24 protein-coding genes are annotated in these 26,838 nt (G+C 67.5%); 8 read left to right on the top strand and 16 right to left on the bottom strand.

Going from position 1 to position 26,838, the window contains the following annotated elements:
* Nucleotides 1-214: 214 nt before the first annotated feature.
* A complete protein-coding gene (locus PYV00_RS09870; RefSeq protein ID WP_275228097.1) occupies nt 215-592 on the bottom strand; it encodes a hypothetical protein in 378 nt (125 codons plus the stop codon).
* Between the two features lie 287 nt (nt 593-879).
* On the opposite strand from PYV00_RS09870, the gene PYV00_RS09865 reads away from it, so the two are divergent.
* A complete protein-coding gene (locus PYV00_RS09865) occupies nt 880-3,408 on the top strand; it encodes a cation-translocating P-type ATPase (RefSeq protein WP_275228096.1) in 2,529 nt (842 codons plus the stop codon).
* Nucleotides 3,409-3,731: 323 nt separating this feature from the next.
* Here PYV00_RS09865 and PYV00_RS09860 read toward each other — a convergent pair whose 3' ends face one another.
* Nucleotides 3,732-5,204: a flavin-containing monooxygenase gene (locus tag PYV00_RS09860; protein WP_275228095.1), complete on the bottom strand. Its 1,473-nt coding sequence runs from the start codon at nt 5,202-5,204 to the stop codon at nt 3,732-3,734.
* A 266-nt stretch (nt 5,205-5,470) separates the two neighbouring features.
* Here PYV00_RS09860 and PYV00_RS09855 point away from each other — a divergent pair, with 266 nt between their 5' ends.
* The 3 genes from PYV00_RS09855 to PYV00_RS09845 all read left to right on the top strand — a co-directional run bounded on the left by PYV00_RS09855 (nt 5,471) and on the right by PYV00_RS09845 (nt 9,851).
* The gene (locus tag PYV00_RS09855; protein ID WP_275228094.1) at nt 5,471-7,867 is read left to right on the top strand and encodes a TonB-dependent receptor; all 2,397 of its coding nucleotides are present in this window, start codon (nt 5,471-5,473) and stop codon (nt 7,865-7,867) included.
* Between the two features lie 3 nt (nt 7,868-7,870).
* Nucleotides 7,871-8,668, top strand: coding sequence for an SDR family oxidoreductase (locus tag PYV00_RS09850; protein WP_275228093.1), 798 nt, complete (start codon nt 7,871-7,873; stop codon nt 8,666-8,668).
* A gap of 142 nt (nt 8,669-8,810) precedes the next feature.
* Complete coding sequence (locus PYV00_RS09845; RefSeq protein ID WP_275228092.1) at nt 8,811-9,851, top strand: AraC family transcriptional regulator; 1,041 nt, start codon at nt 8,811-8,813, stop codon at nt 9,849-9,851.
* On the opposite strand, the gene pcaD is transcribed toward PYV00_RS09845, so the two are convergent.
* From pcaD to PYV00_RS09810, 7 genes are read right to left on the bottom strand one after another with little or no spacing between them, the layout of a single operon-like run.
* Nucleotides 9,844-10,632 (bottom strand): 3-oxoadipate enol-lactonase, encoded by a 789-nt coding sequence (pcaD, locus tag PYV00_RS09840; RefSeq protein ID WP_275228091.1) that lies wholly within the window; start codon nt 10,630-10,632, stop codon nt 9,844-9,846. The two genes, PYV00_RS09845 and pcaD, sit on opposite strands and share 8 nt — an antisense overlap.
* Nucleotides 10,629-11,822 (bottom strand): 3-oxoadipyl-CoA thiolase, encoded by a 1,194-nt coding sequence (gene pcaF / locus PYV00_RS09835; RefSeq protein WP_275228090.1) that lies wholly within the window; start codon nt 11,820-11,822, stop codon nt 10,629-10,631. The genes pcaD and pcaF overlap by 4 nt, the downstream gene beginning before the upstream one ends.
* Nucleotides 11,819-12,466 carry a 3-oxoacid CoA-transferase subunit B gene (locus PYV00_RS09830; protein ID WP_275228089.1) on the bottom strand — a complete coding sequence of 216 codons (648 nt, stop codon included), beginning with the start codon at nt 12,464-12,466 and terminating at the stop codon, nt 11,819-11,821. Before PYV00_RS09830 ends, pcaF begins: the two co-directional genes overlap by 4 nt.
* Entirely contained in the window at nt 12,466-13,179 is a 714-nt protein-coding gene (locus PYV00_RS09825) for a CoA transferase subunit A (RefSeq protein ID WP_275228088.1), read from the bottom strand. The genes PYV00_RS09830 and PYV00_RS09825 overlap by 1 nt, the downstream gene beginning before the upstream one ends.
* Nucleotides 13,176-14,081 carry a dioxygenase gene (locus tag PYV00_RS09820; RefSeq protein ID WP_275228087.1) on the bottom strand — a complete coding sequence of 302 codons (906 nt, stop codon included), beginning with the start codon at nt 14,079-14,081 and terminating at the stop codon, nt 13,176-13,178. Before PYV00_RS09820 ends, PYV00_RS09825 begins: the two co-directional genes overlap by 4 nt.
* 24 nt (nt 14,082-14,105) lie before the next feature.
* Complete coding sequence (gene catC, locus PYV00_RS09815; protein ID WP_275228086.1) at nt 14,106-14,390, bottom strand: muconolactone Delta-isomerase; 285 nt, start codon at nt 14,388-14,390, stop codon at nt 14,106-14,108.
* Nucleotides 14,390-15,553, bottom strand: a complete 1,164-nt coding sequence (locus tag PYV00_RS09810; protein WP_275228085.1) for a muconate/chloromuconate family cycloisomerase — start codon at nt 15,551-15,553, stop codon at nt 14,390-14,392. The genes catC and PYV00_RS09810 overlap by 1 nt, the downstream gene beginning before the upstream one ends.
* A gap of 101 nt (nt 15,554-15,654) precedes the next feature.
* Between PYV00_RS09810 and PYV00_RS09805 the strand changes: the two genes are divergently transcribed.
* Nucleotides 15,655-16,560, top strand: a complete 906-nt coding sequence (locus PYV00_RS09805; protein ID WP_275228084.1) for a LysR family transcriptional regulator — start codon at nt 15,655-15,657, stop codon at nt 16,558-16,560.
* Nucleotides 16,561-16,640: 80 nt separating this feature from the next.
* Here PYV00_RS09805 and PYV00_RS09800 read toward each other — a convergent pair whose 3' ends face one another.
* Together PYV00_RS09800 and PYV00_RS09795 are read right to left on the bottom strand one after the other, a co-directional pair.
* Nucleotides 16,641-17,831 (bottom strand): aromatic ring-hydroxylating oxygenase subunit alpha, encoded by a 1,191-nt coding sequence (locus PYV00_RS09800; protein WP_275228083.1) that lies wholly within the window; start codon nt 17,829-17,831, stop codon nt 16,641-16,643.
* Nucleotides 17,828-18,184, bottom strand: a complete 357-nt coding sequence (locus PYV00_RS09795; protein ID WP_275228082.1) for a hypothetical protein — start codon at nt 18,182-18,184, stop codon at nt 17,828-17,830. The genes PYV00_RS09800 and PYV00_RS09795 overlap by 4 nt, the downstream gene beginning before the upstream one ends.
* A gap of 309 nt (nt 18,185-18,493) precedes the next feature.
* On the opposite strand from PYV00_RS09795, the gene PYV00_RS09790 reads away from it, so the two are divergent.
* Both PYV00_RS09790 and PYV00_RS09785 read left to right on the top strand, forming a co-directional pair.
* Complete coding sequence (locus tag PYV00_RS09790; protein ID WP_275228081.1) at nt 18,494-19,258, top strand: aspartate/glutamate racemase family protein; 765 nt, start codon at nt 18,494-18,496, stop codon at nt 19,256-19,258.
* Nucleotides 19,259-19,268: 10 nt separating this feature from the next.
* Entirely contained in the window at nt 19,269-20,294 is a 1,026-nt protein-coding gene (locus PYV00_RS09785) for an AraC family transcriptional regulator (RefSeq protein ID WP_275228080.1), read from the top strand.
* A gap of 66 nt (nt 20,295-20,360) precedes the next feature.
* Here the strand turns inward: PYV00_RS09785 and PYV00_RS09780 are convergent, their stop codons facing one another.
* From PYV00_RS09780 to PYV00_RS09760, 5 genes are read right to left on the bottom strand one after another with little or no spacing between them, the layout of a single operon-like run.
* On the bottom strand, nt 20,361-20,693 hold the full coding sequence (locus PYV00_RS09780; protein ID WP_275228079.1) for a non-heme iron oxygenase ferredoxin subunit: 333 nt from the start codon (nt 20,691-20,693) through the stop codon (nt 20,361-20,363).
* Nucleotides 20,663-21,151: a nuclear transport factor 2 family protein gene (locus PYV00_RS09775; protein WP_275228078.1), complete on the bottom strand. Its 489-nt coding sequence runs from the start codon at nt 21,149-21,151 to the stop codon at nt 20,663-20,665. Before PYV00_RS09775 ends, PYV00_RS09780 begins: the two co-directional genes overlap by 31 nt.
* A gap of 2 nt (nt 21,152-21,153) precedes the next feature.
* Nucleotides 21,154-21,525, bottom strand: coding sequence for a hypothetical protein (locus tag PYV00_RS09770; RefSeq protein WP_275228076.1), 372 nt, complete (start codon nt 21,523-21,525; stop codon nt 21,154-21,156).
* A gap of 16 nt (nt 21,526-21,541) precedes the next feature.
* Nucleotides 21,542-22,735, bottom strand: coding sequence for an aromatic ring-hydroxylating oxygenase subunit alpha (locus PYV00_RS09765; protein ID WP_275228075.1), 1,194 nt, complete (start codon nt 22,733-22,735; stop codon nt 21,542-21,544).
* A gap of 40 nt (nt 22,736-22,775) precedes the next feature.
* A complete protein-coding gene (locus tag PYV00_RS09760; RefSeq protein ID WP_275228074.1) occupies nt 22,776-23,942 on the bottom strand; it encodes an acetamidase/formamidase family protein in 1,167 nt (388 codons plus the stop codon).
* Between the two features lie 450 nt (nt 23,943-24,392).
* On the opposite strand from PYV00_RS09760, the gene PYV00_RS09755 reads away from it, so the two are divergent.
* Nucleotides 24,393-26,831 carry a TonB-dependent receptor gene (locus PYV00_RS09755; RefSeq protein ID WP_275228073.1) on the top strand — a complete coding sequence of 813 codons (2,439 nt, stop codon included), beginning with the start codon at nt 24,393-24,395 and terminating at the stop codon, nt 26,829-26,831.
* Nucleotides 26,832-26,838 lie beyond the last annotated feature (7 nt).

The raw sequence follows: 26,838 nt of genomic DNA, 5'->3' as shown, positions 1-26,838 counted from the left end.
GTACGGCTCACATCGCACGCGGCATGTGAATGAAAGACAGTTGTACGGCTATCACCAGGAGGCTCGCATGGTCCACGACGTGCTCCGCGGACACGCGCGGCCGCCCCCGCGGTCGAACCGGTCGAGAAGGATGGCGGCTATCGCCTGACGGTCGAAGGGCCGGGCATCGCCGATACGGACAAGACCGCCGCCAGCAAGACCCGCAAGATCGCGATCAGCTGACCGTGCCGGAAAGGGGCCGGATGGTGGCGATCCGGTAAGGGAGCGCCTCGCCGTCCGGCCCGGTCAGCGTCACGTAGTTTCCTGCGGCGAGCGGGTGGTTCTCAAGGTGGAACACAGCTTCGTCATCGGCATCGCCCGGTTCGTAGGAAAACGCCCAGCCACCCCGCTTCTTGAGGATCGCGCCGCGTTTCACGCCCTGGCCGGGCCAGACCCTCTGGACCGTCGCGTGGGCAGGTGAACGGGCGAACGCGTCCGTGTCGATCTGGCCATCGGATCGCAAGGGCACGGTGAGTTCGTAGGCATGTTCCTGCGAGCCTTCGGGATATTCCGGCGTGCGCGCCAGCGTCAGGCGGACGATGTTCCAGGTCATCGGGGTATTCTCCTTGGCAAAGGGCGTGTTGTCAGGCCGGGCCGCGCGACCAGCGCCGCCGTGCCGTCACAGTCGCGCAGTGCTGAGGCCACGATAGCTTATTCCTTCGCCGGGCGCACATTGGGTAATACTACGGATCGCCCCGCCCGCGTTTCGGCAGGCCGGTTGATGAACCGCAACCGGCAGCCGCCGCCATGCGCTAGAACATGTGCCGAGCGACGCCGATTCGCGCGGCATCGGCGGGCGACTTCGGGAATGTATGGCGGGAAAGGCCGGATCAGGATCGCATGAGGCTTGAGCAGGACACCCGGCACACGGGCCTTTCCGCCTGGCAGGCGCGCGAGCGGCTGGCCATCGACGGGCCGAACGAGCTGCCCCGCGCTGGCAGGCGCTCGCCGCTGCGCATCGCGCTGGAAGTGCTGCGCGAGCCGATGCTGGCGCTGCTGCTGGCGGCGGGCGTGGTCTACCTGCTGCTGGGCGATACCACCGAAGCGATCATTCTCCTGGCCTTCGCGGGCTTGTCCATCGGGCTCACCATCGTTCAGGAAGCGCGCACCGAAAAAGTGCTCGAAGCCTTGCGCGATCTTTCGGCGCCGCGCGCGCTGGTCATTCGCGATGGCGAGACGATCCGGGTGGCCGGCCGCGAGGTGGTGGAGGGCGACATCCTCGTGCTCGACGCCGGCGACCGCGTCGCCGCCGATGCGCTGCTGCTGGAAGCCGATGCGCTGGAAGCCGATGAATCGCTGCTCACCGGCGAATCGGTTCCCGTGCGCAAGCGCGCCGCGCAATCCGGCGAGGATGAGCGCGCCGGGCCCGGCGGCGAGGACCGGCCGCAGGTCTTCGCCGGCTCGATCGTGACGCAGGGCGGCGGCATCGCGCGGGTCTTCGCCACCGGCGCGCGCAGCCGCATCGGCGAGATCGGGCTTTCGCTCGCCACGCTGGAAACGCAGGCGCCGCGCCTGCAGCGGGAGACCGCGCGGATCGTGCGGTTCTGCGCGGTGGGCGGGGGCGGCGTCGCGCTGCTGGTGGTGGCGCTCTATGGCCTGCTGCGCGGCGGCTGGCTCGATGCGATCCTGGCCGGCATCGCCATCGGCATGTCGCTTCTGCCCGAGGAGTTTCCGGTCGTCCTCACCATCTTCCTGGCGATGGGCGCCTGGCGGATCGCGCAAGTCGGCGTGCTGACGCGCCGGACCTCGGCGATCGAGACGCTGGGCGCGGCGACCGTGCTGTGCACCGACAAGACCGGGACGCTGACCCGCAACCGGATGACCGTGGCCGAACTGTGGTTGCCCGCGCAGCCGGTGGCGCGCCTGGCCGACGCGCCGCGCGACCCGCGGTTCCGCCCGCTGCTCGAGGCCGGCGCGCTGGCGAGCGCGCCGGTTCCGGTCGATCCCATGGAAGTCGCCTTCCATGTCGCCGCCCGGGAAGCCGGCACCGGACATGCCGAAGGGCTGGCCCTGCTGCGCACCCACGGGCTCCGGCCGGACCTGCTGGCGATGTCCAACGTGTGGCAGGCAGGCGACGGGCAAGGGCCGCTGACCATCGCAGCCAAGGGCGCGCCCGAAGCGATCGCGCGGCTGTGCCGCCTCGATGCCGCCGGGCGGCAGGCGCTGGATGACGCGGCGCGCGCGATGGCCGATCGCGGGATGCGCGTGATCGGCGTGGCGTCTTCGGCCGCCGGCCGCGAATATCTGGCCGAGACGCATGAGGCATACGCCTTCACCCTGCTGGGGCTGGTGGGATTGTCCGATCCGCTGCGGGCCGGCGTGCCAGAGGCGATCGCGCTGTGCCGATCGGCGGGCATTCGCGTGGTGATGATTACCGGCGACTATGCCGCCACGGCCAGGGCGATCGCTGCGAGCGCGGGCCTGGCGACCGGCGCGGTGATGACCGGCGATGAGGTCGCCAGGCTCGACGATGCCGCGCTGGCGGCGGGGGTGGGCGATGTGGACATCTTCGCACGCACCATGCCCGAGCAGAAGCTGCGGATCGTCCAGGCGCTCAAGGCCGCCGGGCAGGTGGTGGCGATGACCGGGGACGGGGTCAACGATGCGCCCGCGCTGAAGGCCGCGCATATCGGCATCGCCATGGGCAAGCGCGGCACCGACGTCGCGCGCGAGGCATCGGCCATCGTGCTGGTGGAAGATGATTTCGGCGCCATCGTCAGCGCCATCCGCGTCGGCCGGCGCATCTATGACAATATCCGCAAGGCCATGGGGTTCATCTTCGGGGTTCACGTGCCGATCGCCGCGCTCGCGATCGTGCCCCTCGCGCTGGGGCTCCCGGTCATTTTCGGGCCGATCCAGATCGCCTTGCTGGAAATGATCATCGATCCGGTCTGCGCCCTGGTGTTCGAGGCCGAGCGCGAGGAAAGCCGCCTCATGCGGCGGCCGCCGCGCGATCCCGCCGAACGGCTATTCTCGCTGGGCGTGGTCGCGCGCGGGATCGTCCAGGGCGGGCTGGCGGCGGCGCTGCTGATCGCGCTCTATCTCGCGGCGGCGCGCCACGGGCTGGTCGCCGAGGAACTGCGCACGCTGACGTTCTTCGCGCTGGTCTCGGCGATCCTCGCGCTGGTGCTGGCCAACCGCTCGTTCAGCACGTCGCTGCGCGATGCCCTGGTCCGGGGCAATATCGCCTTCCGCTATGTGCTGGCATTCATCGCGGTGGGCGCCATCGCCATCCTGAACCTGCCTGCGCTCCAGCGCGTGCTGGGCTTCGCGCCGCTCGGCTGGGGTGAACTGGGGCTTGTCGCCCTGACCGGCGCAGTGCTGCTGGCGCTGTTCGAACTGACGAAATCCCGCGCGGCGCCGCGCTGAGTTTCGGCCGGGCAGGCGCGACAATCCTTGAGGTCCCACGCAGCATGGCTCGGATAGTTCCCGCCCCAGTCGGATCACTTGGCATCTGCACCCTTTCATTGCAATCGGGCGGGCGCTTGCGACGCGGGGCGAACAGGTGGTGCTGGCCGTACCCGAAGATGGCGTGGCGAAGGTCCGGGCGGCCGGTCTCGAAGGGGCTCCCCCTACTGCCCAGCTACGCAGCGAACGCTGCGATTGTGAAGCGGGATCTGGCTAACGGCATTGTTGGCATTACCTGAACACCGGCAGCCGCAAGCCCGGATGGCGCCCCAAGACATTTCCCGTCAGCCGGCCGCGCGCTGGCGGAAGCGCCGCCAAACGCAGGCGAAGTCCGATGCGCGCACGGTGCGCAGCCATTGCGCGATGCGGGTGCGGCGGGGCAGGGCAAGGCCCATGTCGCGCAGCAACTCGTCGATATGGTGGATCGAGAAGGGGACGATATTGGTGCCCTTGCAGTGCTTGCCGCCGGTGCGCTCGTCCATCCAGGCCAGGCGCCGGTCGATCTCGGCCGCCATCGCCGCCTCGGCGGGCAGGCGCAGCCGCCCGGTCAGCAGCGCCGCCAGCCAGATCGCGCCGATTTCCGCATTGAGCTGGCAGAAGAACGACGAGTTGTAGCCGTTGAACAGCAGGCGCGGCACGCCGAGCGGCACCATCGAGCGATAGAGGCGGAAATTGCCCTGCGCGTCAGTCACGCGGGCGCGCACGGCTTCGGGCAGGAAGTCGACGCGCTGGTGCCAGCCGGTGCCGCAGATGACGAGATCGGCGGGCACGACCTTGCCATTCGACAGCCGCGCCATGCCCGGCATCAGTTCGGCGATTTCGGCATCGCGTTCGAAGCCGATCTGGCCGCTCGCCACTTTCTCGTAGAAGCCGTCGCTGACAAGGCTGACCGTGCTGCGCGCGATGGTTTCGAGCGGCGTGCCCGGATCGAGCCCGACCGCCTTGAGATCGAGCTGGCGGGCAATCACCGCCTGGACCGAGGCGAGCATGGCATTGCGGAGAAACCGGCCCGGCCCGTGCAGGAACGCCTCGAAGCCTTTCAGCTCCATCCACGGGAACAGCCCCTCGCCCATGCGGTTGAGGAACAGGTGCTTGAAATTCAGCACGTTGCCGATGCGCTTGGGAATTTTCCAGATCAGGTGGCGCACCACCATGGTGGTGCTGGCGCTGATCCCGGCGATGGCATTGGCGACATCGCAAGAGGATTTGCCATAGCCCACCACCAGGACATGGCGCCCGCGCGCGTCTTCCGGCCAGGTGAACTGGCTGGTGTGCAACAGGCGCCCGCCCGCGGTGGCGAAGCGCTCCGCGCCGGGGAAAGGGGGAAGCGCGGGGATCGAGAAGATGCCGTTGCAGGCGATCAGCCAGTCGCAGCGCCGGCTTTCCGCGCCATCGGGGCCGGCGACCGTCAGCGTCCAGCCCGATCCGTCGGGCAGCGGCTCGGCCTGGCGGACGGGGCTGGAAAAGCGGATGTGCGGGGTGATGCCGAAGTGATCGGCATAGCTTTGCAGATAGGCCTGCATCTGCGCACCGGACGGCCATTCGGGATAGTCTTCGGGCATGGGCCAATCGGAAAAGGCATAGGTTTCGCGCGGGTTCTGCGTGGTCAGCCCCGGATAGCGCCGCGATGACGACCAGACGCCGCCCAGATCGGGCTCCTTTTCGAAGATGCTGACGTCATAGCCCATATCCCGCAGCATACGGGCTGTGCACAAGCCGGCGATGCCGGCGCCGATGATCGCGATGTTCCCAGCCAAGTGTAACCGTCCCCGTCCGTTTTTCGTCCGGTGAGCTAGGCGGGGCGCGCGCGGCCCGCCTATCCGCTCAGCGCGGGACTTGTGCGCGGGCGGCAGGTTTGTGCGCCGGCACCGGGCGCAAGCGCGAGGCGTGTCGCAATCCTGCAATCCGCGCACAAAGCCTGCGGCGCCTGAATATTCCCGTTCCCGCTGTCGTGACGTGATGCGGGCAATTCCGCGGACAAGCGGATGTATTCCGGCATCACGATCTGGGGAGCAGCATGACAATGTCGATTTCGAACACGTTTCGCGTGGCGCTTGCGGGGGCGTTGTGTGCCCCCGCCGCGATACCCGTGGCCGCGCTGGCGCAGGCAGCGCCCGCCGAAACCGCGCGCAATGACGGCACCGACGCACTGATGGGCGACATCCTCGTCACCGCACGCAAGCGCGAGGAGACCGCGCAGTCGATCCCGCTGGCCATCTCGGCCTTCTCCGGCGACGCCATCGCGGCGCGCGGCGTGCAGAAGATCGACGGGCTGGCCAGCTTCACGCCGAACATGACGTTCCAGAACAATCCCAGCTTCGGCGGGGCGGGATCGTCGGCGGCGATCTATATCCGCGGGATCGGGCAGAAGGAATTCCTGCCCACCACCGAGCCGGGCGTGGGCGTCTATGTCGATGGCGTCTATGTCGCGCGGTCGGTGGGGGCGCTGCTCGACCTTGTCGATATCGAGCGGGTGGAGATCCTGCGCGGGCCGCAAGGCACGCTGTTCGGGCGCAACACGATCGGCGGCGCGATCAGCATCACCACGAAGCGTCCTGACGAGACGCCATCGGGCAGCGCCCAGGTGACGACGGGCCGCTACGGCCGCATCGACGCCAAGGCGGTGGCCAATGTGCCGCTTTCCGACACGCTGTTTTCCAAGCTTTCGCTCGCGACGTTCAATCGTGACGGCTATGTCCGCCATCTGGTCGACGGGCGCGATCTGGGTGACGTCAGGACGCTGACCGGGCGGCTCGACGTGCGCTGGCTGGCCAGCGACAGCTTCGAGGTGAACCTGTCGGTCGAAGGCACGCGCGATCGTTCCAACGGCCCGGCTTTCGTGCTGGCGGACGTGACGTACCAGTCGGCCCTGTTCAACCCGCAGAACCTGCCGATGCTGCCGCCGGGCAGCCCGGCGACGCCGGGGTTCTATGTGCTGAACCCGCCGTTCGATGCACCGACCGACAATTTCACCTTGCTGCACAACTATTTCGCAGGCCTGCTGGGTGGCCAGCCGTGCCTGGGCTTCGCGCCCTACAGCCCGCAAGGCGACGCCGCCGCCTGCTTCAGCGATCGCTTCATCGTCGGGCGCGATGCCGATGCCGGCACCGGGGCGCAATATTCGCGCAATGACCTGTGGGGCGCGCAAGCCGTGCTCGACTGGGATCTCGGGCCAGTGCAGCTCAAGTCGATCACCGCCTATCGCGAAGTGGATGGCCACTATGCCCGCGATGGCGATCATTCGCCGTTCACCATCCTGCACCTGGCCGACATCCTGAAACAAAACCAGTTCAGCCAGGAACTGCAAGTGCTTGGCGCGACGGCGGACGACAAGCTGAAATACGTTGTCGGGCTCTATTACTTCAAGGAGAAGGGCAACAATATCAATACGCTGGATTTCACGCCAGTGACCTTCCGGTCAGGCGGGAAGTTCCGCACGGAAAGCTATGCCGGCTTCGGCCAGGCGACCTGGTCAGCCACCCCGGCGATCGATGTCACGCTGGGGCTGCGCTATACCAAGGACAAGAAGTCGTTCCTGCCCGACCAGCTTATCCTCGCCGACAAGACCGGCGGCGCGCTGATCGCCGCCAGCCCGAACACCCCGCCCGAACGCATCCTGCCTTACGAGACGGTGCGCCGCGACGAGGATTCGTTCACCCCCAGCCTCAACCTCTCGTGGAAAGTGGCGCGCGACGCGATGGTCTATGCCTCCTATTCGCGCGGGTTCAAGAGCGGCGGCTTCGTCCAGCGGGTCTTCCCCGCGCAGGCCGATGTGCCGGAATTCGGGGCGGAGAAGGCCGAAGCCTATGAGCTCGGCTTCAAGTCGCAGCTGCTCGACCGGCGGCTGACGCTGAACGGCGCGGTGTTCCTGACGAAGTATGACGACTTGCAGGTGCAGGTGTTCACCGGCATCGCGCCCGTGACCAAGAACGCGGCCTCCGCCGAGATCCGGGGCCTGGAGCTGGAAGGCAGGTTCGCGCCCGGCGGCGGCTGGTTCGTCGAGGGCAGCCTGGGTTATCTCGATCCCGAATTCACCAAGGTCGATCCGGCCGCGACCGAGATCACGCGCGCTTCGAAGTTCGAGCGGGTATCGAAATGGACGCTCAGCGCCTCGCTTTCCAAAAGCATCGAACTGGCGAACGGCGGCGATATCATGGCGCGGCTCGACTGGTCGTACCGTTCGGGCGCCTATATGGACGCGCTCAATTCGCCCCAGCTTTACCAGCGCGGCTACAGCCTGTTCAACGCGAACCTGACCTACAACCTGCCGGGCGACGCCGTTTCGATCTTCGCGGGCGTGACCAACCTGACCGACAAGACCTATCTCCAGACCGGCATCTACGGTTCCTCGTTCGGCCTGTACGAGCATCTCTATGCCCGGCCGCGCGAATGGTCGGCCGGCGTCAAGTGGGCGTTCTGAGCGATGGCGCGCTATGAGGATCTTGCCGGCCGCACCGCGCTGCTGGCCGGTGGCGCCACGCTGATCGGCGCGGAGCTGGCGCTGGCCTTCGCCCGGCAGGGCTGCAACGTGGTGATCGCCGATATCGACGTGGCGGGCGGCACGGCGGCGGCCGCGCGCTGCGGCGATGCCGGGCTGTTCGTCGAGACGGACGTGACCAGCGACAGCGCGATCGACGCGTGCCTGGCGGCGGCCAGGGCCCGGTTCGGCGGCATCGACTTTCTCGTCAACGTCACCACCTCCTACCTCGACGACGGGCTGGACACCGCGCGCGAGACCTGGCTGCGCGCGTTCGACATCGGGCTGGTGGGCGGCGCGATGCTGGCCAGCAAGCTGCGCGACGAACTGGCCGCACGGGCCGGCGCGATCGTCAACTTCTCCAGCGTCAGCGCGCATCGGGCGCAGGCGGGGCGCTTCGTCTATCCGGCGATCAAGGCGGCGGTGGCCCAGCTCACGCGCAGCCAGGCGCTGGAATTCGCACCGCTGGGCGTGCGGGTCAACGCGGTCGCGCCGGGCTGGACCTGGTCGAACGTGATGAAGGCGCTGAGCGGGGATGATCGCGGCAAGGTCGATCGTGTCGGCGGGCCCTTCCACATGCCGGGCCGGATCGCCGATCCCGGCGAGATCACTGGCGCGGTGCTGTTCCTCTGCTCGGACGCGGCGGGTTTCATCACCGGCACGGAACTGGCGGTGGATGGCGGCTACCTTGCCATGGGCCCCGAGCAGGCGACCAGCCCGATCGCGGCGCTGGTCGGCGGCTGAGCGTTCGCCGGCAGGCACCGCAGCGCAAGGGCTAGCCCGTCGGCGCAGCTTTCCCAAGGCAGGACAGGCCCGCACGCAGGCGCGAGCTTGACTCTCGTGTACGATTTCGCATCTCATTCAAGGAACCAAGCAAGGAGGCGCGGTGACTGGCGGTTCCCATCCTGTCGCGCGGGGCAGCGGCCCCGGAGAGAATGCATCGGCCTGGCCGCATGGCCCGGTCGATCTCCTGCCCGGCGCCATGGTGTTCGCCTCGCGGGATCTCTACGAGGCGCGCGATTATTTCTCCCGGACTTATTGCCCGCACAACCTGCAGCTGACCCGGCGCGGCGAGGGGCTGGATGCCTGGCTCAACCATCGCAGGCTGGGCAAGCTGGGCATCGGCGTGATGGCCTATGGCGCCGATGTCGCGATCGAGGGCATCGAGGACGAGGACATGCTGCTCCTGATGCATCCGCTTTCCGGGATGGCCGAGATCGGCACCGCGCGCGGCACCGTCAACAGCGACGCACGCTACGCCTCGGTCGTCGATACCGGCGAGTTGCGGCGGATGCGCTGGTCGGCCGATTGCGTGCAGCGGGTCGTGCAGATCGGCAACGCGGTGCTCGATCATCACGCGATGATGCTGATGGGCCGGCCGCTGAGCCAGAAGCTGCGCTTCGCCCCGGAAATGCCGGTGGCGCCCGATCTGGTCAATTGCTGGCACTATGCCTCGCTGCTCGGCATGGAGCTTTCGGTGCCCGGCGGCGGCGCCAATCGCGCGGTGCTCGACAGCCTGGAGACGCTGTTCGTCCTCAAGTTGCTGGAAAGCCATCCGAACAACTATTCGGAACAGCTCAAGCCGCAGCCCTGCAAGATCGCCCCGCACCATGTGCGCCGGGTGGAACAGTTCATCATCGCCCATGCCGATCAGGCGATCACGCTGGAACAGCTTGTCGAAGTCGGCGGCGTCAGCGCGCGGGCGCTGTTCGACGGGTTCCGTCGCTTCCGGGGCACTTCGCCGATGGCGTTCCTCAAGTCGGTGCGGCTCGAACGCGCGCGCGATGACCTGAGGAACGCCGCGCCGGGGGAATCGGTCACGGTGATCGCCTGCCGCTGGGGCTTCTACCAGTTCGGCCGCTTCGCCGCGCAATACAAGCGCATGTTCGGCGAGCTGCCATCCGAAACGCTGCGCCAGCTCAACTGAGGAAGCCGAGCACCGCTTCGGTGAATTCGCCCGGGCATTCGATGTTCGAAAGGTGCGCGGCCTCCAGATCGACACCGCGCGCGCCGGCGATCGCCTGCCGGATGAAAGCGCTCTGCGCGGGCGGTGTCGCGGGATCGCGCAAGCCGCCGATCACCAGCGCGGGGTTGCGGACCAGGCCGATCAGCGGCCGCATGTCCATGTCGCGGATCGCCGCGCAGCAGCCGGCATAGCCGGCCGGATCGGTGGCCAGAAGCTGGCGCTCCACCTCGGCGCGGGCCTGGGGCCGGGTGGACAGGAATTCCGGCGTGAACCAGCGTTCGAGCACGGCCCCGGTGATCGCCGCCATGCCTTCGCGCAGCACCGTCTGGATGCGCGCCTGCCACGATGCGGGTGGCCCCATGAAAGCGGCGGTATTGGCCAGAACCAGCCGCTCGACCCGTTCGGGCGCCTGCACGCCCAGCCACTGCCCGGTCATCCCGCCCAGCGAGAGGCCGCAGAAATGGACGCGGGCCAGGCCCAGCCCGTCGAGCAGCTCGATCGCGTCGCGCCCCAGCCGGTCAAGCCCGTAGGCGCCGGTGGGAACGTCGGAAGCGCCGTGCCCACGCGTGTCATAGCGCAGCACGCGATAGCGCGCGGCGAAGGCGGCAAGCTGCGGCTGCCACATGTCCATGCTCGTGCCCAGCGAATTGCTCAGCAGCAGCACGGGCGCATCCTCGGGCCCGTCGATCCGCCAGGCGACCCGGCAACCGTCGACCATCGTGACCATGCCCCTGTCGGTCATACGCGCTCCATCGCCAGCGAAACGCCCTGGCCGACGCCGACGCACAATGTCACCAGCGCGCGCTTGCCGCCGCGGGCCTCCAGCGCGCGCATCGCGGTCAGCGCCAGCCGTGCGCCCGACATGCCGAGCGGATGGCCCAGCGCGATCGCCCCGCCGTGCGGGTTCACTTGCCCGGCATCGTCGGGCAGGCCCAGCCCGCGCAGCACGGCCAGGGCCTGCGCGGCGAAAGCCTCGTTCAGTTCGATCACGTCGCAATCGCCGATCGTCCAGCCCAGCCGCGCCAGCAGCTTGTGCGTCGCCGGGATCGGGCCGACGCCCATGACGCGCGGCGCGACGCCCGCCGTCGCCATGCCGAGCAGACGCGCGCGCGGGGTGAGGCCATGGCGCTCCACGGCGGCGGCGCTGGCAAGCAGCAGCGCGGCGGCGCCATCGTTGACGCCCGAGGCATTGCCCGCCGTCACCGTGCCATCCGGGCGGACGATCGGGCGCAGCCGGCCCAGGGCTTCGAGCGAGGTCTCGCGCGGGTGCTCGTCATGCTCGACCAGCACTTCGCGGCCCGGCTTGCCGACCTTTACCGGCGCGATCTCGCCCGCGCGGAACGCGGCGGAGGCGGCCGCCCTCTGCTGGCTGCGCAGCGCGAAGGCATCCTGGTCGGCGCGCGAGATGCCGTGTTCGCCGGCCACGTTTTCGGCGGTTTCCGGCATGGTATCGACGCCGTGGGCCGCGCGCATGGCGGGATTGACGAAGCGCCAGCCGATGGTCGTATCCTCCATCGTCTGGTTACGGGCATAGGCGCTTCCCGCCTTGCCGAGCACGTAAGGCGCGCGGCTCATGCTTTCCACGCCGCCCGCGATGATCACGTCGGCCTCGCCGCAGCGGATGGCGCGCGCCGCGCTGCCGACGGCATCGAGGCCGGAGGCGCACAGGCGGTTGATCGTGGTGCCCGGCACGCTGACCGGCAGCCCGGCGAGCAGCGCCGCCATGCGCGCGACATTGCGGTTGTCCTCGCCCGCCTGGTTGGCGCAGCCGAGCATGACTTCGTCGATTTCGGACGCGGGCAGGGCGGGATGGCGGGCCAGCAGCGCCCGCACGACATGCGCGGCCAGATCATCGGCGCGCACGCCGGCCAGCGCGCCGCCGTGCCGGCCGATCGGCGTGCGGATGCCGTCGCACAGGAACACCGTATTCATGCCGCCTCCGCGATACGTAGCGGCGCGCCGGTGCGCGTGATCACCTCTTCCAGCGAAACGCCCGGCGCGCGTTCGATCAGCGTCAGCCCGCCATGCTCGCGGTCGCAGGCCAGCACGCACAGATCAGTGATGATCAGGTCCACCACGCCCGCGCCGGTGAGCGGCAGCGCGCATTCGCGCACGATCTTGGGCGCGCCGTTGCGGCTGACATGCTCCATCACCACCACCACCCGGCGCACGCCCGCGACAAGATCCATCGCGCCGCCCATGCCTTTCAGCATCTTGCCGGGGATGCTCCAGTTGGCGATGTCGCCGTTTTCGCTGACTTCCATCGCGCCCAGCACGGCCAGGTCGATATGCCCGCCCCGGATCATCGCGAAGCTGTCGGCCGAGGAGAAATAGCTCGTGGTCGGCAGCTCGGTGACGGCCTCCTTGCCGGCGTTGATGATCTCCGCGTCTTCTTCGCCCTCATAGGGGTAGGGGCCCATGCCAAGCATCCCGTTCTCGCTTTGCAGCGTCACCTTGAGGCCCGCCGGCACATGGTTGGCGACCAGCGTGGGAATGCCGATGCCCAGGTTCACATAGAAGCCATCGCGCAGCTCGCGCGCGGCGCGGGCGGCCATTTCGTCTCTGGTCCAGGGCATCAGGCGGTCTCTTCGGGGCGTGGGCGGGTGGTGCGCTTCTCGATCCGGCCGGAATAGCTCTCGCCCTGGACGATGCGGTCGACATAGATGCCGGGGGTGTGGATCTGGTCGGGATCGAGCGTGCCGTCGGGCACGATTTCCTCCACTTCCACCACGGTGACGCTGGCGGCCGTGGCCATGACCGGATTGAAATTGCGCGCCGCCTTGCGGAACACCAGGTTGCCCTCGCTGTCGGCGCGCCAGGCCTTGATGATGGCCAGGTCCGCGCGCAGCCAGCGCTCCATGATGTAGCTGCGCCCGCTGAAAGTCTCGGTCCGCTTGCCTTCGGCCACCACGGTGCCCGCGCCGGTGGGCGTGAAGAACGCGGGAATGCCCGCGCCGCCCGCGCGGATCCGCTCGGCCAGCGTGCCTTGCGGCACCAGCTCCAGCTCCAGCCTGCCGTCGAGATAGAGCTGCTCGAACAGCTTGTTCTCGCCGATGTAGGACGAGACCATCTTGCGGATCTGCCCATTGGCCAGCAGCCTCCACAGGCCGTAGCCATCGGCGCCGCAATTGTTCGAGATCACCGTCAGGTCGGTCACGCCGGCATCGTGGATCGCCGGGATCAGGTTCTCGGGATTGCCGGTCAGCCCGAAGCCGCCGGACATGATCGTCATGCCGTCGAACAGCAGCCCGTCCAGCGCGGCGGCCGGAGAGGAGTGGACCTTGCTCATGCGGCGGCGCGCGCCCGGTTGGACAGGCCTTCGTCCCGCTCGCCGCGCGCGCGCTGGAGCTGGAAGTCGAAGGCGATGTCCGGGTTGCCGCCGCTGCGATCGGGCATGGGCAGCAGCCCTTCGCGCGTGCCGAAGGCGAAATCGTCATGCGCGCGCGGATCGTCGCCGAAATTGATCTGGGTGGTCAGCGTGCGATAGCCGGGCGCCTCGATGAAGAAATGGACATGCGCGGGGCGATCGCCATGCCGGCCCAGCGCGTGCATCAGCCTCTCGGTCGCGCCGCCGGGCGGAACCGAATAGCCGCGCGGCATCTTCGAGCGGAAGGCATAGCGGCCATCGGGGCCAAGCCGGATGCGGCGGCGGTTGTTGAACGGGCTCTGCGCGCCGGTGGGATCGAAATGCGAATAGAAGCCTTTGGAATTGGCGTGCCAGACGTGCAGGATCGCATCCTTCACCGGCTCGCCTTCCGGCCCGATCACGCGGCCGGACATGGTCAGCGTCTCGGTATCGTCGGGATCGGTGGTGAGGTTGACATCGTTGGTGCGCGCCAGATCGCCTTCGACCAGCGGCGCGCCGGCGACGTAGAGCGGTCCCTCGATCGTGCGTGGCGTGCCCCCGGTCAGGCCGGCCTCGGCGTCGCGGGCGTCCATGTGCAGGTCCAGGAAATGCTCGATCCCCAGGCCCGGCGCGATCAGGCCGTACTCGTTCACGCCGTCCTGCAGAAAGCGCAGCGCGGCCCAGAACTCGTTCTCGTCGATCTCGTGCTTTTCGATGATCGTCACCAGCGCTTCGAGCAGGTCACGGGTAATGGCCTTGAGGCGCGGATCGCCGCCGCTTTCGCCCAGCCCGGCGGCGCGGTCCAGCAGGTTCTGGACTTCGCGCGATTTCACAATATCGGTCATGGCACCCTCCTGGGATTGCTGTTTTCAGTCGTCGGCGATGGCCGAAGGATGGCGGCACAGGGCCGTCACTTCGGTGGTCATGAAAGGGAAGAGGGGCAGGCCCAGCATGATGTCGTGCAGTTCGCCCGCGTCGGCGACATCGAAGATGCTGACGTTCGCGTATTGCCCGGCGATGCGCCACAGGTGGCGCCATTTGCCGGCGCGCTGCAATTCCTGCGCGCGCACCTTCTCGGTGGCTTTCAGCGCCTCGAACGTATCCTGGTCGAGATCGCGCGGGACGTGGACGTCCATTCGCACCATGAACAGCATCAGATGGGCTCCTTGATGGAAAGGCTGACGGCGGTGCGGCCCGGCCCGTCACGCCGGAAATGGCTGGCTTTCTCCAGGTCGAGCGTGACGCCGAGGCCAGGGCCGTCGGGCAGGATCAGCGAGAAGTCGCGGTAGTCGAGCGGCTCGGCCAGGATGTCCTCGGTCTGGAGCAGCGGGCCGAACAGCTCGGTGCCCCATTCGAGGCGGTCGAACGTGCTGAACAGGTGGGCGGCGGCGATCGTGCCGATGCCGCCTTCCAGCATCGTGCCGCCATAGACGCCGATGTGCCCGGCCGTGGCGATCGCGGCGATGCGGCCCGCGGCGAACAGCCCGCCAGCCTGCGGCGGCTTGATCGAAAAAGCGTCCGCGCCGCGAAAGCGGGCGAAGTCCAGCGCGTCGCCGGGGCCGCGCAGCGCCTCGTCGGCCATGATCGGCACGCGCGATCGGCTGGTGAGCCGGGCCATGCCCGCGCGATCGGCGTGAGGCAGGGGCTGCTCGATCAGGTCGACGCCCGCGTCGGCCAGCATGGCCGCACCGCGCAGGGCGGTCTGCTCGTCCCATGCCTGGTTGACGTCGACCCGCACCGAGGCGCGATCACCCAGCGCCTGCTTGATCGCGGCGACATGGGCGATGTCCCGCGCCATCGCGCGCTTGCCGATCTTCAGCTTGAAAGTGTCGTGGCGCCCGGCCGCGATCATCGTTTCGGCTTCGGCGATATCGCGGGCGGTATCGCCGCTGGCCAGCGTCCACAGCACTGGCAGGCGATCGCGCATCCGGCCGCCGAGCAGCGCCGAGAGGGGAAGCCCGGCGCGCCGGGCGGCGGCATCGAGCAGCGCGGTCTCCAGCGCGTTCTTGGCGAAGTGGTTGCCAACGACGTGAGCGCGGACGCGCGCCATCGCCGCCGCCGGGCTGCTTGCGTCGGCGCCGATCAGCAGCGGCGCGCAATAGCGGTCGATCGCCAGCTTCATGCCTTCCGGGCTCTCGTCGCCATAGCTCAGGCCGCCGATCGTGGTGCCTTCGCCCAGGCCCGTCACGCCATCCGAACAGTGGACGAAAACCAGCATCATCACTTGCCGGCTGATCGAGGTCATCGACAGCACATGCGGGCGAATCGTTGGGATATCGACAATCCAGGTATCAACCTTGTCGATCACTATCGGCATACCATCCCCGCACTTTTCCTTGAAACGTTTGGTTTCATATGGTTTGTTTGGGGGTGGGCCAAAGACCGTGTTGGTAACGGGTCATACCAATTGGATATAGTATGGAACTGCGTCACCTTCGCTATTTCGTCGCCGTCGCCAATGAGCAGAACTTCACCCGCGCGGCCGAAGTGCTGAACATCGCCCAGCCGCCGCTCAGCCGGCAGATCCGCCAGCTTGAGGAGGAACTCGGCGCGCAACTGCTCGATCGCGAGGCGCGCCCGCTGCGGCTGACCGAGGCGGGGCGCCTGCTGTATGAGCACGCGGTGCATGTGCTGGCCGGCGTCGACCAGATCCGCACGATGATGCGCCAGCTTGCCGGAGTCGGCCGGCGGCGCTTCGTCATCGGCTTCGTCGGCTCGACGCTTTACGGCCTGTTGCCCGAAGTGATCCGCCAGTTCCGCGCCGGAGCCGGGCAGGTCGAGGTGTCGGTGATCGAATGCTCGACCGTCGAGCAGATCGCCGCGTTGAAAGAAGGGCGCATCGATGTCGGCTTCGGCCGCCTGCGGTTCGAGGACCCGGCGATCCGCCGCATCGTGCTGGCCGAGGAGCCGCTGGTCGCGGTGGTGCCGGCCGATCATCCGCTGGCCCTGCCCGGTGCGCCGGTGCGGCTGGCCGATCTGCTGGCCGAGCCGCTGATCGTCTATCCGCGCCCGGCGCGGCCCAGCTATGCCGACCAGATCCTGGGCATCTTCCACGATCTGGGGCTGCAGCCCGAAGCCCTGCTCGAAGTGCATGAGTTGCAGACCGCGATCGGGCTCGTCGCGGCCCATGCCGGGCTCAGCATCGTGCCCGAATCGGTCCAGCGGCTGCGGCGTGACGATATCGCCTATCTGCCGATCGCCGACAGCGCGGCGCGATCGCCGATCATGATGATCCACCGCGCCGGCGACATCTCCGGCGAGCTTGCCCGGCTGATCGAGATCGGCTGCGAGCTTCACGCGCGCGCCGGCACTCCGCACGCCTAGGCCCGCGCGCCCGGCGTACCGGCGCGGGCGCCCGCGAGCGGTGGTTCCCATGGTCGCCCCCGCGCGCGCCGGCGGCCGGCTCAGACCAGCCCGCGCACGCACAGGTCCACCCCGTTGCCGAGGTGGCGGGCCATGATCTCCTCGTCCTGGAAATGGATGTGCCGCTTCGCCCCTGACTTGAGCTGGGCGCAGATCAGCTCGTGCGTGAAGCAATCCTCCATCATCGGATCGCGCAGGCCCACTTTCGAGTATTCGCGCGCGAACAGCTCGCCCGCCGTGCGAACCGGGGGATAGTAACCCTTGATCTCCCAGACGCTGCGATCGACCGCGACCGGCCAGATGTTGAACGTGAAGTAGAGCCCGTTCAGCAGCCCGACGAAGAAGTTGGGGAAGATGTGCCAGAAATCGAACGAGCCCCGGAAGCGATAGCCTTCGCCTTCGCTTTGCACTTTCGCGCCGAACGCCTGCACCGTGCCGGTGCCGAAGCGGCTGGCGAGCATCGCGGTGGGCGGCGGGGTGAAGCTGTCGGGCGGCGGCGAGCCGAGCACCCCGTGCAGCCCGTAAAGCTCGATCGCGGCGTGGCGATACTGGTTGCCTTCCACTTTCACCGCGCGCGCCAGCGTCTTTTCGTGAAGGTAGGGCAAGTGCCAGCCTTCAAGCTGGGCTTCCTGCAGCGTCTTCCAGTTGACCGCCTCGTCGATGCGGTAGGAGAACGCGGGCGTGAAGCCGGAGAAATCGAAGCGGCCGATCTCCTCGGAAACCGGGGCGAGGTATTCCGCCAGCGTTTCTTCGGGCGTTGACGCCAGATTGACGAAGACGAAGCTTTTCCAGACCTCGCAATGCACCGGCGTCAGGCCGTTGTCCTCGGCCTTCACGCCGGGGAAGTTCTCGGCATCGGAAATGTGCACCAGCTTGCCGGTGGTGTCATAGACCCAGCCATGGAAGCGGCACGAGAGGTAGCCCTTGCACGAACCTTGCGCATCCCAGGCCAGCGGCGCGCCGCGATGCGAGCACATGTTGTGGAACGCGCGGAAGCGGCCGTCCTTGCCGTGGATCACCAGCAGCGAGGTATCGAGCACCTTGAGATCGACGACGAAGTAGTCGCCCGGATTGGGTGCCTGGAGCACGTTGCCGACATTGAGCCACTTGCGGCGGAACACGCGCTCGCGCTCCTGCGCGAAGTATTCGGGCGAGGTATAGCGTTCGACCGGGACCGGCTCGCGGCCTTCCCCGGGATAGCGGTCCATGAAACGGCAGGGCGCGGTGGTCATGCGCGTGCTCCCGTGCCGGCCAGCGCCCAGGCGTCGTGCGTCGGCACGAAACGGGCGATGGGGAAAACGTACTTGGGCCGGGGCTCGCCATACATCTCGATCGTGGCCGAACACTCGGCGAGCGCGAGGCACATGTCGAGCAGCGTGCGATCGGCGCCGGCGATATCGGCGAGCGCGAACTGGCCGAGATATTCTAGCGCGTCCGGCCCGCGCCCCAGCATGGTGTCGTAGAACGCCTGGCTTTCCTCCAGCGAGGCGGACCAGCGCCGCGAATTGCGCTCCAGCTCGGTGGGGCGCGCCCAGTCGATGAACGGCAGGAGATCTTCGAATCCTGGTGGCAGTATCGCGGTCACGACAACCTCTCTGTGGGGTGGGGCGGTGCATCCGGCCCTGCCGCCAAGCTGCGGCCACGGCCCCCGTGCGCGCTATCCTTTCCGTGCAGCGCATGGCCGCTGAGCGCGAAATACGGCGCGGCCGGGGGCCGATCCCGGGGCGAGGGCGCGATGGCCGTGCTTCATACCTTTCAGGTCTGGTTTATGGGCGATAGAGTATTGGACATCGCCCTGTCGCAATCGCAGCTTTGCTTGAGAATTCTCCGTCTTTCGGCGCTGTCCTGGCGCGAAGGCCGCAAGGGTTTGCACAATACCTTCCGGGAGGATCGGATGAAGCGTCGCGTCAAGATGATCGTGCCGGTGCCCGTGCCGCAAGCGGCGCTGGCGGCATTCGCCAGCCAGATCCCGCCCGGTCTGCTGCATCCCGGCATCGCGGTGGAATTCGGCTGCGCGGCGCGGGGCGGCGGCACGCTCGATTCGCTTTATGAAGGCGCGATCGCCGATGCCTTCTGCCTGGAGGCGGGCGCGCGCGCCGAGGAGGAGGGCTTTGCCGCCGTCTGCATCAATTCGATGAGCGATTCAGGCGTTGCCGCGTTGCGTTCACGGCTGACGATCCCGGTGGTGGGCACCGCGCAGGCGACGTATCATCTCGCCTGCCAGCTTGGGAAGCGTTTCTCCATTCTCAGCATGTGGGATCGCTGGGCCTGGCTCTATGACAAGGTGCTGCACGAGCAGGGGCTGGCCCACAGGCTGGCCTCGATCCGCGAGATCGGCGTGCGGCCCGATACCGCCGAGTTGCTGGCGGGCAAGGAGGACAGCGTGTTTCCGCTGCTGCTCGACGCGGCCCGGCGCGCGCTGGACGAGGATGGCGCCGATGTGCTGGTGCTGGGATCGACGACGATGCACCAGTCGCACGCGTGGCTGGCGGAGCGGCTTGCGGTGCCGGTGCTGAATCCGGGCTTGGTGGGTTTCAAGACTTGTGAAATGCTGCTCGATCTCGGTCTTGCGCATAGCAAGCGAGCTTATCGAGCGCCGGAACGCACAGCGGACGGCATCTTTGCAGCGTCCTGGGAGAAGCAGAACAGAACGGGGTAGCGAAACCATGATGATGTACGCCGAAACGCATCGCCGCTGGGACGGCACGGCCATGCCGCTGCCCAGCATGGCCCGCCTGGTGACGCGGGATATCAACGAAGTGCACCAGCACATGTGCCAGATGTTCTGTCCGCATGACTTGCGCATCGATGGCGGCAGCCCGCCGATCGATTTCCGCCATCACCAGGCCTCGCTCAAGTCGCTGACGTTCAACGCCACCGATTATGGCAATCCCTATGGCAAGGTGGTGGTGAACATCCCACCGATGGACGCGCTGTACCTCGTGCAGTTCTCGCTCGCCGGGGTGGCCGAGATCACGCAGGACAAGGCGACTTTCGTGCTGCATCCGGGCGAGATGTGCGTGCTCAATCCCAAGGCACGCGTGCGCCAGACCTTTGGCGACGGCTACAAGCATTTCACCGTGAAGGTCGACAAGGACGGGCTTGAGGCGCTGCTGGCGCAAGAGCTTGGCTTTCGCCCCGGAGAGCTGCATTTCTCGCCCCGGCCGGTGCGGCTGGAAGGCGCGGCGGCGGCTTTCGCGCATCTGGTGCGCACCGTCTGCGACGATCTGGACGAGGGCATTTCCGGCTTCAGCCACGCGCGTGCCGCCGGGGCGGTGGAACAGGCGCTGCAGCGCCTGCTGCTGGCCGCGGTGCCGCACAACCATATCGACCTGTTCGATGCCCCGGCCTTCACCCCGGCGCCCTATTACGTCCGCCGGGTCGAGGAATTCATCCACCAGCACGCCTGCGATGCGATCACGCTGGACGAGATGATCGCCGTATCGGGCGTGTCGGCGCGGTCGCTGCACGCGGGATTCCGCCGGTTTCGCGATACGACGCCGATGAACTACCTGAAAAGCCATCGGCTGGAACTGGCCCACCGGCAATTGCGCTCGGCGGCGGACGACGGCCTGACCGTCACCGAAGTGGCGCTGGCCTGCGGCTTCACCCACTTGTCGAAGTTCGCGCGCGATTACCTCGAACGGTTCGGGGAACGGCCTTCGGCAACGCTCAAGCGCACCGGCCGGCACTGAACGCGAAAAAAGACCGGCGGCGCGCGGCCGCCGGGAAGTGGGTGGTCGGGATAAGCCGGCGCGCCGTCAGTCGACGAGGAAGACCTCGCCCTCGCGCGTCGTCAGCGGATAGGTGCGCACCGCGATCGAGCAGGGCGCGGCCACAGCCTCGCCCGTGCGTATGTCGAAGCTGCCCATGTGGAACGGGCACAGGATCCGGCCGTCCTCGATCTCGCCCTCGGACAGCGAGGCATCGCCATGCGTGCACAAGTCGTCGGTGGCGAAGAACTGGCCTTCCCAGTGGTAGACCGCCAGCGCGCGCCCGTCGTCGAGATCGACGCGCAGCACTTCGCCTTCGGGGATATCGCTTGTCGCACAAAGCCTGATCGTCACGCCGGGATAGCTTTCTTGAGTGTCCATGGGGGCATTGCCTCGCCTTGCAGGCGGACTTCGAGTTCGACGCGGGTGAAGCGCCAGCCCTCATCCGTCAGCGCCAGTTCGCTGTTGTACCAGCCGCCGAACCAGCTGTCGGTCGGCCCGGATTCCTCGGCTACGGTGCACAGCTCCCACAAGTACCAGTGGCAGCGCGCGGTGGCGGCATCATCGCCCAGCACGACGTGGGGCGAGACCATGTAGTGGATCGACCAGAGGATGCGGCTCGCCGCGATCTCGGCAAGGCCGGCGGCGATCGCCTCGCGCCCGCGCAGATCGCCGAAGCCTTCCGCCGTCCACACCCCGTCCGGGGCGAACAGCGGGCCAAGGATGGCGGGATCGTTCTTGTGGTCGGCGCCATGGGCGTAACGCGCGACGAGGTCGGTGATCTCGGCGCGCGCTTCCAGCCGGGCCAGCCGCTCCCCGGTGGTGAGCGGGCCGGCCATGCTCAGGGCGTCGCCATCGGCTGAAGGCCCCGCCAGGTCGGCTGGTCGCCATGCACCGCGACGAAGCGCGTTTCCTCGAAGGCATAGGGCACGCCCACGCTGCCGCCGTAAAGCTCGATGTGCGGCGCCACTTCGGCCATCGCCAGCGCGAGGCTGTAAAGCGGCTGGTGGGTTTCGGGCAGCGCGCCGAGCGGGAAGGCATCGACGGCGGCCAGGATGTCTTCCAGCCGTGGCAGGACCGCTTCGTAGAAGGCGCTCAGCTCGGCGCTGGTCGCGGCCAGCCGCCGGGCCTGCCGCTGGTCGGCGGTGGGCAGTGCCCAGTCAAGGCACGGGGCAAGCTCGGCAAAGCCTTCGGGCAGGGTCGGTTCAGGCATCGGTATCGCTCCGCTTTCAGGCGTTGACGTACTGGTCGACGATCGCCGCGCCGTGGCGGATCAGGATCTCGTCGTCCTGCAGGTACTGAAGGGTCTTGGCGCGCGATTGCATGGCGCGCTGGGTGTCTTCCATGGTGGCGGTGTCTTCCAGCCAGGCGTTGCGCTGCAGCGTCATCGCGTGCTCGATCGCCCAGCGCTCCGAATTGGTGCGCGGCGCTTTCACGTAGTAGCGGCCTTCCCAGAGCGTGCGATTGTGCGCGATCGGCCAGAACTGGTGGGTGAACCAGATGCCTTCGGAAATGTGCAGCAGCGTGTTGGGGAAGATCACGCTCAGCTCGAAGGCGAAATCGCTGCGCTTGTCCGGGTTGATCGCGGGCGGCAGCATCGATTCCCCGCGCTGCGAGACCAGGCTGGCGCCGGCGATCTTGTTGGCGATCGCGGAGACCGGCGTGGGTTTGGCATCGAGCGTGAGGCACACCGCGCAAGTGCGGTGCGGCCCCATCAGCTTCACGTTCTGCAGCCCGGTGGAAAACACGTTGGGGAACGACCCGGCGTGGATCGTATCGACGTGATAGGCCTCAGCAAAGGCATCGTGCGCGACTTTCCAGTTGCACTCCAGCTCGGTGCGATAGGTGAACCCGTAATCCAGCGCGTCGTAGGGAAAGCCGCGGAAATGGCCGGCATAGTCGCCCAGGAATTCCTCCAGCGTGGTGTCCGGCTCGGGCGCCACGTTGATGAACAGGAAGCCTTCCCAGATGCCCAGGTTGATCGGTGTCAGGCCGTTGTGCGCCTTGTCGAAGCAGGCATAGAACCGCTCCTCGCTCGGTACGCTCTTGAGCGCGCCGTCCGCGCCGTAGACCCAGCCGTGGAAGCGGCAGGTGACGACGGCCGCCTTGCTGCGGCCGTAAGTCTCGCAGCCCGTCTCGGTGACGACGGTGTTGCCGCGATGGGCGCAGGCATTGTGGAAGGCGCGCACTTGCCCGTCCTTGCCCCGGATCAGGATGACCGAGGTCTCGGCCGCGTCGATGCGCTTCACCTTGTAGTCGCCGGCCTTGGGAATCTCGTTCTCGCGGCCGACACAGAGCCAGACCTTCTTGAAGATCTTCTCCTTTTCCTTCTCGTACCATTCGGGCGAGATGTAGGGATCGGTCGAAATCGGCCCGGAACCCAGCTCCGGGTAGGTTTCGAGCCAGCGATGCTCAGCGTTCATGGGTCTTGTCCTCTCGGTGATGCGCGCCTGGGGCTCCGGTTCAGTCGACGAAGATGTCGAGCGGGAGCACGGCGGAAACGATGATGTTGGGCACGTCGACCAGCTGGCCGATGCGCAGGTCCACCGCGGCCGCGCAGATCGCGTAGGCCTGCTCGCGGCTGTAGCCCTTGGTGCGCGCGATCCAGTCGATCATCCGCAGCAGCGCGTCGCGCGCGGCCAGGGTGAGGTCTTCCGACAGGTTGGTCAGCGCCGCGACCTTGGGGCTGTCGAGATAGGCCAGGTGCGGCGGCACTTCGCCGGCCTGCTTCACCGGCATCCCGACGACCGCGTGGAAGCGGCCGGGATCGGCGTTGCGCAGCTGGCCCCCGCCTGAAACGTGCGGGAAGACGATATCCTTGCCGCCGCCCTTGATCACTTCGCACTTCAGCGTGACGCGCGCGGCCATTTCCACTGCGGTGCCGCAGACCTCGCCGTCGCCCTGGGCGAAGTGGATGTCGCCGGTCCACAGCCCCGCGCCTTCGACCAGCACCGGGAACAGCACCGTGGTGCCGACCTGCATCGCCTTGATGTCCATGTTGCCGCCGTTCTCGCGCGGGGCGACGGTGCGCAGGCCCTCGGCCGCGTAAGGCGCGCCCTCGGCGAAGAGCCTGGCGGGCAGCGCCCGGCCCGGATCGGGCATCAGCGCGAAGCCGCCGGCCGCCGCCAGCGCGCCTTCGCGTTCCAGCGCAGCGGCGACTTCGGGCTTGCCGGGAAGCACGCCGATCGAGCCGGGGAACGCGCACATCGGGATGCGCACGCCGGGAATCTGCTCGGACACCGCGCAAAGCCGGTCGAGCTGCCAGTTGGCGATGAACGGGCCGGGGATCACGTCGCGCAGGAAGCCGAAGCCCGGCACGATCACGGTATAGCCGTAGTCGGCCGGCGCGATGTCGACGATCGTCACCGCCAGCGCGTCGCCACGCTCGGCGCCTTCGATATAGACCGGCCCGGTCATCGGGTGGACGCGGTTGAGATCGCAGCCGGCGACTTCCTCGGCCGTCGTCGCCATGGTGAACTGGTCGTCGAAGGCGTCGCGGGTTTCATAGACGATGTAGTCGCCCGGATTGGCGTGGGCGACGGGCTCGATCGCCCAGTGCAGGCGGTTGAAGCAGTTCGGATCGTCCTTGGCGGTTTCCCCGCTGCGCTTGACTTCGACGGTGTTGGGCATGACGCTCCCTCGCTGGCGGCCCGAAGGCCCGGTGCTGAATGATGCGGCGATGATGGCGGGGGCAGGGCCGGAACGGCTATCCCGCTGCCGAGCCAATTAGCCATTTACCGCAAGTTTCGGCACGCGCTTCGCGATGCTGTCCCCACGTGGCCCCTACGCGGGCGCGCACGGGATTCCCTTCATTGTTCGGGCCGCGAATGCCCGCTTCGCGCCACTGGCGGCGGTTTTGCGTGCTTGCGGCACCAGCCCCATTCGGCAGCGCTGTGATGCTGCTTGCAGCGTTCTGAGGCTAGCGCGGAAGGGGCCTGTGATGTTGCATATCCATGTCACCGGGCATCGGGCTGCGGGACCCATGAACGAGTGGGCGCAAGGCCGGCGGAAGGCATCCCGAATACACGAGGCGGGGTGGGCAACGGGCCTGAAGCGTGATCCAACAAGAGGACACAGGGAATGAAACAATCGAGGGAAAAGCTCACCGGCACGCCATCCGCTTCGCGGCGCGGCGCGGCTTCGACAGGCGCGGCGGGCGCCCGGGTTCGCGGGGGCCTCTTGCTGGGCGCGTCGCTGCTCGGCCTGTGCGCGCCGGCCGGCGCGGCCATGGCGCAGGATGCCGCCACGGCGGCCAACGATAGCACCGGCGGGATCGAGGAGATCACCGTCACCGCGCGGCGCCGGGCGGAATCGCTGCAGGATACGCCGATCGCGATTTCGGCCGTCACCTCCGAGGGCCTGGTGGCGCGCGGCATCGACAACGTCACCCAGATCGGCGATTTCACCCCCAACGTGAAGTTCAACAGCTCGGTGCCGGTTTCGGCCAGCAATGCCACGGCGGCGATCTTCATTCGCGGCATCGGCCAGAACGACTACCAGCTTTCGGCCGATCCGGGCGTCGGGCTGTACCTGGATGGCGTCTACATCTCGCGCGGCGTGGGCAACGTGCTCGACGTGCTGAATGTCGAGCGCATCGAAGTGCTGCGCGGCCCGCAAGGCACGCTGTTCGGCCGCAACACGATCGGCGGCGCGGTCAGCGTCGTCACCAAGAAGCCGGGCGATACGCTGGCCGGCTCATTCGAACTGACCACCGGCCGTTTCGGGCGCTTCCAGGCCAAGGGCTCGATCGACCTGCCGCTGGCCGAAGGCGTCTACTCCAGCTTCGCCGGCTTCATCCACAAGCGCGACGGCTATGTGAAGGGCGTTGTCCCCGGCGCGCCGGACCTTGGCGATACCGACAACCTGGCCGGCCGCTTCGCGTTGCGGCTCGAGCCCTCCAGCAACGTGACCATCGACCTGGCGGTGGACGGTTCGCGCACGCGGGAGAACTCGGCCCCCAACGTCGCCATCGCCATCGACGAGAACGCGACGGCGGCGGCATACTGGAACGCGGCCTATTCGGGCGCGCCCGATATCTGCGCGAACAGCGCCAATCCGGCCCGGTTCAATGATCAGCGCTGCTTCAACAGCCAGTGGGCGCTGGGCCCCTACAAGCACGGCGGCACGTTCACGTCGGTGTCGGACGTGTTCACCAACGGCAATCCCAGGCGCTATCAATCGGGATCGGACGTCAACATCTGGGGCGCTTCGGGCACGATCGAGTGGAAAGTGGCGGACAATGTCTCGCTGAAATCGATCACCGCCTATCGCAAGGTGACGGGCTTCTGGACGCGCGATTCCGATCACAGCCCGGCCACCATCGTCCAGACCAACAGCGACTGGAAACAGGATCAGTTCTCGCAGGAGCTGCAGGTCCTGGGCGACCTGGCCGACGGCAAGGTGAACTGGGTGGTCGGCGGCTACTATTCGGACGAGAGCGGCAATCACAAGGATCTGGTCAATATCGTCGATGCCGTGTTCCTCAGCGGCGCGGTGCTCAAGGGCAAGAGCCTGGCCTTCTTCGGGCAAGGCACCTGGGAAATCGTGCCCGACCTGAACCTGACCGCCGGCATCCGCTGGACCGAGGACAAGAAGACCTTCGGCAACGCCAACCAGTACGTGGTGGAAGCCGGCTTCCTCACCGGCGCGCCGTTCAATCCCGATGGTTCGGGCCTTGCCGATGGCGATCCGCTGATGGGGCCGCTGGGCCACACCGCCACGATCAAGGACAAGGCGTGGACGCCGATGGTCAGCCTGTCCTATCGCTTCAGCCCGGAACTGCTGACTTACGTGTCGTATTCCGAAGGCTTCAAGGGCGGCGGCTTTACCCAGCGCGTGTTCCCGCCGTTCGCCTTCATCCCTTCGTTCAAGCCGGAAACCAGCACGACTTACGAGTTCGGCTTCAAGTCGGACTTGCTCGATCGCCGCGTGCGCCTGAACGGCGCGGTGTTCCTGAACGATTACGACAACCTGCAGATCACCGTGAACGACCCGACGCTGGGTTTCGCGCCGATCATCCAGAACGCGGCCAAGGCGCGGATCAAGGGCTTCGAGCTTGAGCTTCAGGCCCGCCCGGTGGGCGCCCTGCTGTTCGAGGCCGGTCTCGGCTATCTCGATGCGAAGTACCGCAAGGTCGATATCCGCGCGCTCAATGCCGGCGTGACCACCGACACCAGGCTGCAGAACGCGCCCAAGTGGACGATGAGCGCCGGCGTATCCTACACGATCGACGCGTCTGGCCTGGGCAGCTTTCAGCCGCGCGTCGACTGGTCGTACCGTTCGAAGGTCTATAACGACGCGGTCAACACGCCGCTGCTGGTGCAGGACGGTTATCACCTGGTCAACGCCTCGGTCGCCTTCAACGACGAGAGCGAGCGCTGGGGGCTGACGCTGGGCGTCAAGAACCTGACCAAGGAGGTCTACCTCGGCTCGGGCTATGCCGACTCGTTCGGCGGCATTGTCGAGGGCGTCTATGGCCGCCCGCGCGAATGGTACCTGAGCGCCAAGTACAAGTTCTGAGCGAGGG

Source organism: Novosphingobium album (ex Liu et al. 2023), from assembly GCF_029076845.1.
GTDB lineage: Bacteria > Pseudomonadota > Alphaproteobacteria > Sphingomonadales > Sphingomonadaceae > Novosphingobium.
This window is presented reverse-complemented; position numbering and strand designations above follow the sequence as displayed.